The 12743-nt window shown below is 64.0% G+C and carries 10 protein-coding genes; 4 read left to right on the forward strand and 6 right to left on the reverse strand.

What is annotated here, in order from left to right; genetic code table 11:
• The first annotated feature begins 65 nt into the window (after positions 1–65).
• A complete protein-coding gene (locus ACH488_RS15600) occupies positions 66–1304 on the forward strand; it encodes a Fic family protein (RefSeq protein ID WP_397325471.1) in 1239 nt (412 codons plus the stop codon).
• Here ACH488_RS15600 and ACH488_RS15605 read toward each other — a convergent pair.
• The 6 genes from ACH488_RS15605 to lysS form a co-directional block, all read right to left on the reverse strand.
• Entirely contained in the window at positions 1301–3382 is a 2082-nt protein-coding gene (locus tag ACH488_RS15605) for an alpha/beta fold hydrolase (RefSeq protein WP_397325472.1), read from the reverse strand. The genes ACH488_RS15600 and ACH488_RS15605 overlap by 4 nt on opposite strands.
• 80 nt (positions 3383–3462) lie before the next feature.
• Positions 3463–4725: a glycosyltransferase gene (locus tag ACH488_RS15610; RefSeq protein ID WP_397325473.1), complete on the reverse strand. Its 1263-nt coding sequence runs from the start codon at positions 4723–4725 to the stop codon at positions 3463–3465.
• 83 nt (positions 4726–4808) lie between these two features.
• Positions 4809–7301 (reverse strand): ATP-dependent Clp protease ATP-binding subunit, encoded by a 2493-nt coding sequence (locus tag ACH488_RS15615; RefSeq protein WP_397325474.1) that lies wholly within the window; start codon positions 7299–7301, stop codon positions 4809–4811.
• Between the two features lie 369 nt (positions 7302–7670).
• The gene (locus ACH488_RS15620) at positions 7671–8000 is read right to left on the reverse strand and encodes an Lsr2 family protein (protein WP_387439078.1); all 330 of its coding nucleotides are present in this window, start codon (positions 7998–8000) and stop codon (positions 7671–7673) included.
• A gap of 127 nt (positions 8001–8127) precedes the next feature.
• A complete protein-coding gene (locus tag ACH488_RS15625; RefSeq protein ID WP_397325475.1) occupies positions 8128–8301 on the reverse strand; it encodes a hypothetical protein in 174 nt (57 codons plus the stop codon).
• A gap of 2 nt (positions 8302–8303) precedes the next feature.
• Positions 8304–9833 (reverse strand): lysine--tRNA ligase, encoded by a 1530-nt coding sequence (gene lysS, locus ACH488_RS15630; RefSeq protein ID WP_397325476.1) that lies wholly within the window; start codon positions 9831–9833, stop codon positions 8304–8306.
• Positions 9834–9889: 56 nt separating this feature from the next.
• On the opposite strand from lysS, the gene ACH488_RS15635 reads away from it, so the two are divergent.
• From ACH488_RS15635 to ACH488_RS15645, 3 genes are read left to right on the forward strand one after another with little or no spacing between them, the layout of a single operon-like run.
• Positions 9890–10780, forward strand: a complete 891-nt coding sequence (locus ACH488_RS15635; RefSeq protein WP_397325478.1) for an alpha/beta fold hydrolase — start codon at positions 9890–9892, stop codon at positions 10778–10780.
• Positions 10781–10789: 9 nt separating this feature from the next.
• Positions 10790–11644 carry an alpha/beta fold hydrolase gene (locus ACH488_RS15640; protein ID WP_397325479.1) on the forward strand — a complete coding sequence of 285 codons (855 nt, stop codon included), beginning with the start codon at positions 10790–10792 and terminating at the stop codon, positions 11642–11644.
• Between the two features lie 49 nt (positions 11645–11693).
• Entirely contained in the window at positions 11694–12527 is an 834-nt protein-coding gene (locus tag ACH488_RS15645) for an alpha/beta fold hydrolase (protein WP_397325480.1), read from the forward strand.
• The last annotated feature ends 216 nt before the right edge of the window (positions 12528–12743 follow it).

Here is a 12743-nt window from a genome sequence, read left to right on the forward strand (position 1 = left end):
CTAAGTGTTGGTTAGCACTAGTTTCAGGCAACACTTATGGTGCTAAGTGTTAGTAAACTGGAGTCGTGCCAACACCTCCGGATGCCCGCATTCCAATCGAACCAATCTCACTCGAGACCCTCGACTGGCAGCCCCGCGCGCCTGAGATGTACTCACGAGCCGAGGTGAACAGGCAAACCGGGCCCTACCAGGCCAGCATTACAGCCCCCATCGCAGAGTGGAAACCCCAGATCTCAGGCGAAGACTCCGCCGACGTAGAGGATGCCACCCGCCAACTGGTCGCGTTCGACAAACACGCCCAGCGCAGATTGGGAACCAACAATCCAGCGCTCGGACCGATGACGGCAATCCTGCTGCGGACAGAGTCGGCTTCCAGTTCGCAGATCGAACAGCTGACCACATCGGCAAAGGAGCTCGCCCTCGCCGAGATCCAGGAGGGTGACAAAGCAAACGCACTGACCGTCGTCGGCAATGTCCGCGCCATGGAGGCGGCACTTCGGCTCGCAGACGAAATCAATGCAGACTCCATCTTGGCCATGCACAGAGCATTGATGCTTCACCAGCGCGGGTTCGACCCTGCCGGTGCTGGGCATTTTCGGAATGAGCTGGTGTGGATAGGCCCTGGCCAAGCGGGACCACGGATGGCTGAGTTCGTCGCACCGCACCACCACCGCATTCGCGACGCGATAGGCGATCTGGTTACCTTCGTAGGCCGGCACGACGTCTCCGTCCTCGTTCAGGTAGCGGTCAGCCATGCGCAGTTCGAGACCATCCACCCGTTCCCCGACGGGAACGGGCGGACCGGGCGCGCCCTGGCTCAGTCCATCCTTCGCAACAAAGGACTCGTCGGCTCCACCGCGGTGCCGATCTCCGCAGGGCTCCTCGTCCACACGGATCGCTACTTCGCAGCCTTGGGCTCCTTCCGTGAGGGCGACGCCGGACCGATTGTCCGAGAGTTCGCCATGGCGAGCAGGATCGCCTCGACCACCGGGGCACAGCTCGTGGACGACCTCGTCGAACAGCTTGAGGAGTCCCGGGGGAAGTTGGCAGGGCTTCGCGCGGATGCCGCGGCGTGGCGCCTTCTTCCCACCTTGATCGGACAGCCTGCGGTGAACACGAGATATCTCATGGCCCAACTTGGGCTTGGCGAGATGGCAGCACTGCGCGCGCTCGATGCTCTGACCGAGCGCGGCGTGCTGAGTGAATCCACAGGCCGAGACCGCAAACGCGTGTGGCAGCACCGCGGCATCCTTGATGTCCTGGACGCCTACGCCGCGGGGATCCGCCGCATGTCTGTGGGCTAAACCCCCAGCTCCTCCGGCAGTTCCACGTCCTTCCCCAGCACCTGCTTGGCCAGGAAGTGCTCCACCACTCCGTACCAAACCTTCGCGTGCTGCGGCTGGAGCACCCAATGGTTCTCGTCCGGGAAGTAGAGGAAGCGGTGCGGGCTCTGTCCGTTCCCGTCAGCCGGCAACCCGGAGGAGGAGAGCAATTCGTACCAGAGCCGCAATCCTTCGCCGATGGGCACGCGGTAGTCCTTATCACCGTGGATCACCAGCATGGGCGTCTTGATGTTGCGTACGTTGAGGTGCGGCGAGTTCTCCATGGCCATCTCCGCCGTCATTTCCTTCAGCCAATACTGCGCAGCGTCCGTCGTCGGGCCGAACTGGTCCAGCGCCCACAGGCTGGCGTGCGTGACGATCGCCTTGAAACGGTCGGTCTGCCCGGCCACCCAGTTGGCCATGTATCCGCCGAAGGAGCCACCCATCGCGGCGGTCCGGGTCTCGTCAATGTCCGCGCGCGCAACCACGGAGTCCGTCACTGCCATCAGATCCGAGAACGGCTTCTTGCCCCACTCACCCCAACCGCGCTGAATGAACTCCTGGCCGTAGCCCGTTGAGAGTGCAGGGTCCGGAAGCAGCACGGCATAGCCCTTGGCCACCAAAAGCCACGGGTTCCAACGCCACGTCCAGGCGTTCCATGAGCCGAGGGGTCCGCCATGGATCCACAGGAGGAGCGGGGCAGGTGCATTGGCTGACGCTCCGGAGGGAAGCGCCAGGTACGCCGGTACACGCACGCCGTCCGCCGTCGTCGTTTCCACCCGCTCCAAGCGCCCGCTGTACACGGGACGCTCGGCGGGCGCCGGCAACCGCACCACGTCTCCCGTCGACAAATCGATGCGCACAGCCTCCGAGGGGAACTCATACGAACTCCGCAGCGCGTACGCTGTGCGTCCGTCCCGCGCAACCACGACGTCGGTGTACGCCGCAGCGTCTTTCGTCACCTTCGTGACCCCACCGTCAGCGACGTCCACCCGGAAAACCGGCGACGCGCCGTCGTCGTCCGCTGTGACCAAAAGGCCGCTGCCGTCCGGGAGCCAGGCAACCGGCGTCGCCCAGCGGTCCCAGTCATGCGCCAGCGGCACGAGCCCGGTGGCTTCCCCGCCCGAGACGTCCAGCAGGTGCAGCTTGACCAGCGGCGCCTGGGTGGGGGTGGTGTCGCTTTCGCTCTGCACCACCAGCGTTCGGTTATCCGGGCTCACGGGGCCGGGGAAGTAGCTCATGCCCTCGTGGTCCAGCAGCACCTTGACGGTACCGGTGGCAACGTCGACGGCGGCGAGCACCTCCCGGCTGTCGGCCTTCGCGAGCGCCTTGCTGAGGCTCGTATAGATGGTCTTGCCGTCCGGACTCACCACGGTTTTGGCTTCCCGCAGCGAACCTCCGACGCCGGGAGTCAGGTTCCGCAGGGCGACCGGCGGTTCCGCGTCAACAGTAGCCGGTTTGCCGGGTTCGGCCGCCGGTCCAGCTTCGACCGCGAAGATGCGGGGCTCCGAGGGACCCAGATCCGCATCCCAATACCTGACCGGGTAGCCGCTGTGCAGGATGGCCGAGACCTTGTTGTCCTTGCGGGCCTTGCGCCGCTCTTCATCGTTCTCCTCGCCAGTGGAACCGGCCAGGACGTCGGCCACCAGGAAGGTGGCCCGGGCATCCGTGGCAGCCAGGACGGAACCCACGCCTCCTGCGCGGGAGTGCGCAATGCCGGCCTCTCCGCCATTGGAAGGAAGCACCCACAACGCGCTGACGGGATCCTCGTCGGGCTTTTCCGGGTCCGGCCGCGCCGAGGTGAAGTAGAGGTTACCGTCGGCGGCGAACACGGCGCCCGCCTCGCCCTTGGCACTCCGGGTGATCCGGCGGGCCTGTTCCCGGCCCGTGGGGTCGAGCTCCCACAGGGCGGTCATGAACTCCGTGCCCTTGCCGTTCAAGGTGGAGACAATGGTGACCAATCGGTTGCCGTCTGGGCTAAGGGTGAGTCCACTGACCCGCGGGATGGCCAGGTAGTGGTCAAGGTCGTGGAAGGGAGTTTCGGGTTGCGGGGTAGGCATGCTCCGATTCAACACGGAATGTGCCGTCGATCACAGGGTGGTTCACTAATAGTGAAACACTACTTTCACATTCCGCCCAACTAGGGGACAGCTAACGTTCCACCCAGCGCTGAGTAGGACGTTAGCTGTCCCCTACTTGGGAGGTTGCGGAGAGTCGCCAGCACCGGGGATACTGCGTCTTCCTTGGCGATCGCTGCGGCGAGGTGCCTGGCCCGGGCGGCGTACGACGGCGTGCTGACCGCCGCCTTCATGGCCTGGCCCAAGCGCTCCGCAGTGAGTTGCTTGTAAGGAATCGGTTCCGGGCCGGCTCCCAACGCCGCCACGCGGGATGCCCACAAAGGCTGGTCCGTAAAGACGGGAACACACACCGCGGGCACCCCCGCACGGAGGCCGGCCGCCGTCGTTCCTGAACCCGCGTGATGCACCACGGCAGCCATCCGGGGAAAGAGCCACTCGTGCGGGACCTCGCCGATCCCGATTGCGTCGTCGCTTTGAACGCGTCCGCCCTGGATCACGGCACGAACACCGGCAATCCGCGCCGCCTCCAAGGCGAGTTCCACATCGACTGCCGCGCCGCTGCCAAACCCAATGAAGACCGGCGCCGGCCCGGCCGCGAGGAAATCTGCCAACGCCCGGTCGGGCTGCCAGTTGCGCTGCCCCGGCGGCCACCAGTAACCGGCCATGACAAGCCCCGCGTGCCAGTCCTTCGGACGGGGCAGCACCGTGGGGCTGATGCCGTGGAGGGTGGTTGCCCTATTACGCCGACGACGGCGGTCGGCAGCTTGGCGGGACAGCTTGGGCAAGCCGAGCCCGCGGCGAAGCCTGGCACCCGGAGCATCGTAAGGCGCTGGTCCGGCGAGAACCCTCCTGCCGATCACTTTGTTGCCCACGGCGCCGAGGTCACGCCCGGAACCGAGCAGCACAGGCGGATATGCGACGCTCGGCTCCACGGGCTGCAGGTGGGCGCCGATGGCAGGAACTTCCAAAGCCTCGGCGATGTCGTAGGCAAAGGGCGCCACGGAATTCGCCAGGATAACGTCCGCCCCCGCCTCGGCTGCAGCCAGTGTTCCCCTCGCCGCCTGTTCCATGTAGCCGCCAAGGGCCTGCCACGAACGCCGGACGTCCTTGAGTGAGGGCTTCTCCGCCGAGTCGGTTCGTTGGATGATGCTTGTGAGGTCCCCCGGGAGCGCCCTGTATTCACAGCCGGCGGACACAACCAGCGGGCCATAGGCAGGGTTTGCAGCAATGGAAACCTCGAAGCCGTGTTCCTGCAATGCCGAACCCAGCCCGGCCATGGGCGCCACGTCTCCGCGCGTACCAGGAGCCACCATCAAAATCCGCATTCAATCCTCGCTTCCGGAAAACACGAATGCCCCGCACACTCCTAGGAGAATGTGCGGGGCACTCTGCTTATGGGGCCTCTGCCTTACGCGGTGGGAGCAATCTCCGGGATCCGCGGCTTGGCGTTGCCTTCGAACGTGAACTTGGCTTCGTCACCTTCACCCTCGACGTCAACCACAACGATGTCGCCGGTGTGGATGTCGCCGAACAGGATCTTCTCGGACAGCTGGTCCTCGATCTCGCGCTGGATGGTGCGGCGCAGCGGCCGGGCACCCATGGCGGGATCGTAACCACGGGTGGCGAGCAGGACCTTGGCGGCCTTGGTGAGCTCGATGCCCATGTCCTTGTCCTTCAGGCGGCGCTCCAGACGGGTAACAAAGAGGTCCACGATCTCGATGATCTCGTCCTGCGTCAGCTGCGGGAAGACCACGACGTCGTCAACACGGTTGAGGAACTCGGGGCGGAAGTGCTGCTTGAGCTCTTCCGTCACCCGGGCACGCATCCGGTTGTAGCCGGTCTGGGTGTCCGTGCCGGACTGGAAGCCGGTAGCGACGCTCTTGGAGATGTCGCGAGTACCCAGGTTGGTGGTCATGATGATCACGGTGTTCTTGAAATCCACCACGCGGCCCTGGGAGTCGGTCAGACGGCCGTCTTCCAGGATCTGCAGCAGCGAGTTGAAGAGATCGGCGTGCGCCTTCTCCACTTCGTCGAACAGGACCACGGAGAACGGACGGCGGCGAACCTTCTCGGTCAGCTGCCCGCCTTCTTCGTAGCCGACGTAGCCCGGAGGTGCACCGAAGAGACGCGAAACCGTGTGCTTCTCGGAGTACTCGGACATGTCCAGCGTGATGAGGGCGTCCTCTTCACCGAACAGGAACTCGGCCAGGGCCTTGGCGAGCTCGGTCTTTCCAACGCCGGTGGGGCCGGCGAAGATGAACGAGCCACCCGGACGCTTGGGGTCCTTCAGGCCGGCACGCGTACGGCGGATGGCCTGCGATAGGGCCTTGATGGCCTCGTCCTGACCGACCACACGCTTGTGGAGTTCCTCTTCCATCTTGAGCAGGCGCGAGGATTCTTCCTCGGTGAGCTTGAAGACCGGAATGCCCGTGGAGTTCGCGAGGACTTCCGCAATCAGGTCCTCGTCAACCTCGGAGATGTCATCCATGCCGCCGGACTTCCAGTTGCGCTCCTTCTCTGCGCGCTCGGCAATGAGCTTCTGCTCCTTGTCGCGCAGCGAAGCGGCACCTTCAAAGTCCTGGGCGTCAATCGCCGATTCCTTCTCCAGCTTCACGTCAGCGATGCGCTCGTCCATGGCCTTGAGCTCCGGCGGAGCGGTCATGCGGCGGATGCGCAGGCGGGCGCCGGCTTCATCGATGAGGTCGATCGCCTTGTCCGGCAGGAAGCGGTCCGAGATGTAGCGTTCGGCCAGCTGAGCGGCTGAGGCGAGGGCGCCGTCGGTAATCGTCACGCGGTGGTGTGCCTCGTAACGGTCCCGCAGGCCCTTCAGGATCTCGATCGCGTGGGCAACCGACGGTTCCTTGACCTGGATCGGCTGGAAACGGCGCTCAAGGGCGGCGTCCTTCTCGATGTGTTTGCGGTACTCGTCCAGCGTGGTGGCACCAATGGTCTGGAGCTCGCCACGGGCCAGCATCGGCTTCAGGATCGATGCGGCGTCGATGGCACCTTCGGCGGCACCGGCACCAACCAGGGTGTGGATCTCATCGATGAAGAGGATGATGTCCCCACGCGTGCGGATCTCCTTGAGGACCTTCTTCAGGCGCTCTTCGAAGTCGCCACGGTAACGGGAGCCGGCAACCAGCGAGCCAAGGTCCAGCGTGTACAGCTGCTTGTCCTTGATGGTCTCCGGGACGTCGCCGCGAACGATCGCCTGGGCGAGGCCTTCGACGACGGCAGTCTTACCGACGCCGGGCTCACCGATGAGCACGGGGTTGTTCTTGGTGCGGCGGGAGAGGACCTGCATGACGCGTTCCATCTCCTGCTCGCGCCCGATCACGGGATCGAGCTTGTTTTCGCGGGCAGCCTGGGTGAGGTTGCGGCCGAACTGGTCCAGCACCACGGAACCGGCGGGGGTTCCTTCCTGCTGGCCCTGGCCGGAACCCGATCCTGCGGTTTCCTTGCCCTGGTAGCCGGACAGCAACTGGATGACCTGCTGGCGGACCCGGTTGAGGTCGGCGCCAAGCTTCACCAGGACCTGGGCAGCAACGCCCTCGCCCTCACGAATGAGGCCGAGGAGGATGTGCTCGGTGCCGATGTAGTTATGGCCGAGCTGAAGAGCCTCGCGAAGGGAAAGCTCAAGTACCTTCTTGGCGCGCGGGGTGAAGGGGATGTGACCGGAAGGAGCCTGCTGGCCCTGTCCGATGATCTCCTGAACCTGTTCGCGGACGCCGTCGAGCGAGATGCTCAGAGACTCAAGCGCCTTGGCGGCAACGCCTTCACCCTCATGGATCAGACCCAAGAGGATGTGTTCTGTACCGATGTAGTTGTGATTGAGCATCCGTGCCTCTTCTTGGGCAAGGACGACCACGCGACGGGCACGGTCCGTAAATCTCTCAAACATTTCGCCACACTCCTAGCTACGACGTACTTTGATGCTACGTGCCGGGACGGGACTTTTGGAGCGTGTTCGCCACAGGGGAAACATGACGCACTTGCGGAATAAATGTCATCATGCCTGCCCGGGACCGCACACTTCCGCGCCCGTCCTGCCTCGGAGCACCACGCGCCGCCCTGCACATGGGCCCTCGGACCAATCCGGGTGGTTAGTGTTCCTGCCCCCTGCATTCCATGTACCCAAAAGATCCGGGGTCGAAGCGCCACGGGAGGACCCCGGAATATTTCGGCCCGGGAAAAGGTGGCACGCCGGATGCCTAATAGCTTTTAAAACACCAAAGCCCCGGCACTGAGGCCGGGGCTTAGAGGCGGTGAATCAGGAATTTGCCTTCTGGTACGCTTCCTGAATTTCAGCTTGAATACGTCCACGGCTGTTGACCGTGTAACCGTTATCCCGTGCCCACTGGCGGATCTGAGCCGAATCCTGGCTCCGCGCAGCCGTAGCGCGGCCCCGGGTGGCACGGCCGGAAGAGGAAGTCTTCCGGGCTTTGGCGACGTAAGGCTCAAGCGCCTGACGCAGGGAAGCTGCGTTTGCGGTGGACAAGTCCATCTCGTAGCTCACACCGTCAAGGCCAAAGCGGACAGTTTCATCAGCTGCCCCTTCATCCAAGTCGTCAACCAGGATGATTTTTACTTTTTGTGCCATGAGTAGCCTCTCTTTTGGAGGGTTGATATTCAGAAATCCCCATGTTGCTATTCCTGATTATCGTTCACGGCATGCACACACGTCAAAGGCATATGTGGATTACTGCTTTGGACCGCCAATTTCCGGGCTATTTAGCGGCAGGCCCGTCAGCTTCGGGACCCGAATTGCGCAGATTCGCCTCAGCCTGCGCACGTGCTTCCGCCTGGCGCTCGGATTTGTCCGCATTGAATATGGCCTTCATGGCAAACCAGAAGATCAAACCAACAACTACTGACGGCGCCAGGACGGCGATGTACTCCATGATCAGTGACCTTCAGGCTTGAGTAGTGGGAAGAGAATGGTTTCGCGGATACCGGCACCTGTAAACAGCATGACCAGGCGGTCAATACCCAGGCCAATACCGCCCATGGGCGGCGCACCGTATTCCAGTGCCCGGAGGAAGTCCTCGTCCAATTGCATGGCTTCGTCATCGCCGGCTGCGGAACGGCGGGACTGCTCCGTCAGCCGTTCCCGCTGGATCACGGGGTCAATGAGCTCCGAGAACGCCGTTCCACGCTCCATGCCGCCAATGATCAGGTCCCAGGCCTCGATCAGCCGGTCATCCTCGCGGTGCGGGCGGGCCAGCGGCTGTGCGGACGGCGGGTAGTCGTAGACGAACGTGGGGTTAAGCAAGGTGGGTTCCACAATCTCGCCGAACAATTCCACTACCAGCTTCTCGGCGTCCCACTTGGGATCCACTTTGACCTCATGCTTGGCGGCAATGGCCAGCAATTCGTCCACCGTGGTGTCCGGGGTAATTTCAACGCTCACAGCTTTGGAAAGGCCCGGATATACGGCAATCCAGGCCCATTCGCCGTCGAGGTTAATCTCGCCCGCATCCGTTTGGATGGTGCGCGTACCCACAACATCGGCCACATTCAGGATGATTTCCTTCATGCGCTCGGCCATAACGAACTGGTCCGCCCATGCCTCATAGCATTCAAGCGTGGTGAATTCGGGGCTGTGGGTGGAGTCGACGCCCTCATTGCGGAACACCCGGCCCATATCGTAAACACGGTCGATTCCGCCCACCACTGCGCGCTTCAGGAAGAGTTCGGTGGCAATGCGCAGCGTCATCTTCTGGTCAAAGGCGTTCATGTGGGTCTCGAACGGACGGGCCGTCGCGCCGCCGTGAACCAGTTGCAGAATGGGCGTTTCCACCTCCACATAGCCGTGGCGGTCCAGGGTGTCGCGGACCGAGCGGGTGATGGCAGCGCGCTTGTACACCATTTCGCGGGCTTCATCGCGGACCATGAGGTCCACGTACCGCTGGCGGACGCGGGTTTCCTCGTTGAGCTCAGCGTGGAGAACAGGGAGCGGGCGCAGGGCCTTGGAGGCCATGGACCATGAATCGGCCATGACGGACAGCTCACCGCGGCGGGAGGAAATAACCTCGCCCTTGATGAACACGTGGTCGCCGAGGTCCACCAGGGCCTTCCATTCGGCAAGCGCTTCTTCGCCGACGTTGGCCAGGCTCAGCATTGCCTGCAGCCGGACGCCCTTGCCGTCCACGCCACCTTCCTGCAGCGTGGCGAAGCACAGCTTGCCCGTGTTGCGGACAAACACGACGCGACCTGTAACGCCCACGACGTCGCCCGTGGTCTGGTCAGCTTCAAGGTGTGCGTACTTCTCGCGGATTTCGCTGAGCGAATGCGTCCGTTCAACGCCCACCGGATAGGCCTCCGCGCCGCGCTCGATCAGCTTGGCACGCTTGTCCATGCGGATGCGCATCTGCTCGCTGGCGTCGACGGGCTCGGCGGAGGTGTTCGGGGCGGAGGTGTTTGCGGAAGTCACAATCCTTAAGTTTACCGCCGATTACGGACCGCTACTTCCGGTCATAGACTCGGGCTGTGGAGACGTGGACTGTTGAAACGGACGACGCCGGCGGGCAGCTTGAGGTGCATACCTTCCGTCCGCGCACCGAGGCCTCCCTTCCGGGCCCGAAGGCACCCGCCGAACCAGCCGGCGTCGTTATTGTGCATGGCACTTTGGTGACCGATTCGCTGTACTGGCCCTTCGCCCGGAACCTCAGCCGCATGCTGGGGCGGCCCGTCCACTGCTACAACCGCCGTGGCCGCGGACAGTCCGCTCCCCAGCCCCCGGGCTACTCGGTTGAAACGGAAGTGGCAGACCTGACCGCCGTGCTGCGAAAAACCGGCTCGGCCGATGTCGTCGCCCACAGCTACGGCGGCTTCGTCGCCCTCAACGCCGTGCGGAGCAGCAGGATCAACCGGCTCGTGACCTACGACGCCGCCGTCTCCCTGTCCGGGAACCTCCACGGCCGCTGGCGCCCCGAACTGGAGGAAGCGGTCACGGCAGGCCAACTCGACCACGCCTGGGCGCACCTGGTCCAAGGGCTGGGAACAGCGGGACCCATCTCCTACCTGCCCATGGGCGCTTTGCGCGTGCTGAGCATCATCTCCGCCCAGACGCGGCTGGGCCTGGAGATGCGTTCCCTCTTGCCCACGGCTGTCGCCGAGATGCGGGCAGTCCTGGCCGTCGATGCCAAGCTGCGCGATTTCTCCGGCCTGCAAACGCCCACGCTCATGCTCAGCGGCGGCTGGAGTCCGTCCTACTTTGCCGAAACCGGCCGCGTCCTTGCCAGCGCCGTGCCGGCAATCGACTTCGCCATTGTTCCTTTGCAATTTCACGACGGGCCCCTGCGCCCAGGAAAGCGCCTCGCGACGCGAATCGCCCGCTTCCTGTCCGGTGACCACGTTAACGCGGCCGTCGGCACCTAGGATGATCCGGTGAGGGAACGCGACATCAAGACGCACGACGGCGGCAAACTCGCCCTTTATACGTACGGCACGGAAGACGCACCCGGGGAACGCCGGGTCATCGTCATCGGTGGAGCCTTCCTGACCGCACTGATCTACCGACCATTCTCCATTGCCCTGGCGAAGGGCCTCGGAGACGGTTGGGCAGTGGATGTCTACGATCGGCGGGGACGCGGCAAGTCCACCGACCAACCACACAACTACTCCATGGCCACCGAGATAGCGGATGTGCGCACCATCATGGACGCCACGGACGGACGGAACATCCTTGGCCATAGCCTGGGTGGATCCGTGGCCCTCAACGCGGCGCTGGCCTTCGCCGGAACACACCACGAACCTGCCAAGCTGGCCGTCTACGACGCTGCCGTCAACATCGACGGCAGCATGAGCACCGACTGGCTGGCAGGATTTGCCGACGCCGTGGACGCGGGCGACCTGAGCCGGGCGATGGCAAGGATGAAGCGTGGCATGCAGCCCGGAACAGCGCTTGCACGCGTTCCCGAGCCGATCCTGGCAGGGCTCATGGCGGTTGTGTCGCGGACCAAGGTCAACAAACTCTTCCGTGAGCTGCTGCCCTCCGGCGTCGGCGAGCTGAAAGCCGCCTTCGAAGCTGATGCCACGCCAAGGGACTTTTCCGTGCTGCCACCCACCACGCACTTCATGGTGGGCAAGAGAAGCCCCCAGTTCTACAAGGTCACCGCCGCGCGGCTGAACCGTGCCGTTGCAGGCAGCACCCTCGAAGTCTCTCCGCGGGGTTTCCATGGCTCCGTTCCGGCAGCCGTCAAAGAGCTGGTCCAAGACATTTCGGACTACTTCAAGCGCTGATCGCCGACGTATCCGGCCGCCGTACAGGTGGCTCGGCTAGGCTCAAGTCATGACGCGCGAGATCATCACCACAGCTGACGGCGGACACCTCGAGGTACTCACTACGGGAGGTGACCGGACGGACGCAGGTTCCGGCGTCGTCGTCGTGCCTGCCTCCATGGTTACAGCATCCGACTACACGCGTTTCGCGCAGAAACTCAGCGAAGCCCTGGGCCGCCCTGTGCACACGTTCAACCGTCGCGGACGCGGTGGATCCTCACCGCAAGCCGAGGGCTACACGCTGGAAGCCGATATCCGCGACCTCGATGCTGTCATGAAGCACACGTCCAGCACCGATGTGTTCGGCCACAGCTTCGGCGGCGCGGTTGCACTGCACGCCGCGCGCACGCTGCCCGTAGAGCGCTTGGCCGTGTACGACCCCGCCGTTTCCGTGAACCACAGCGTCAAGGCGGACTGGACGGACGAATACGAACGCGCGACGGCGGCAGGAGACTACGATCGTGGACTCGCCGTCCTGATCAAGGGCGTCGAGACAGGCGGCGCTTTCGCGCGCATGCCGCTCTCCATGCTCACCCTCGCCACGAAACTCACAGCCGGCACCCCGCTGGGCAAGCAGATGCGTGAGCTCATGACGTGCGGCGTCCGGGAGATCAAGGCCGTGATCGCCGCCGACATGCCGGCCGAGCCGTTCCTGGCGCTGCCTCTGGAAACCCTGATCGTGGTGGGCGAAAAGAGCCCTGCGTACTTCGGCGTGGCCTGCGGACAGATCCACGACGTCCTCTCCGGCTCGAGCTACACCATCCTGCCGGGCTTCGGCCATGACGGGCCCAACAAGGCACCGGAGAAGCTGATCGCGGAGCTGTCTGAGTTCTTCTCCGGGTAGGCTTACCCGGGCGGTTCCGCGTAGCTTGTTGTGGGGCCTGTTGTGCGTGTGGTCGCGGGGTTTTGGGGTGTTGTGTGGGCCCCGCAACGGGAGTGGTTGTTAAAGTGGGAGGCCCCCCAACCTGGTGGTTGGGGGGCCTCGACCTGAATGGTTGTCCGGCGGTGTCCTACTCTCCCACACCCTCCCGGGTGCAGTACCATCGGCGCTGTGGGTCTT

Origin of the sequence: Paenarthrobacter sp. NPDC018779 (assembly GCF_044391085.1) — a bacterium.
In the GTDB taxonomy this organism is placed as follows: Bacteria; Actinomycetota; Actinomycetes; order Actinomycetales; family Micrococcaceae; genus Arthrobacter.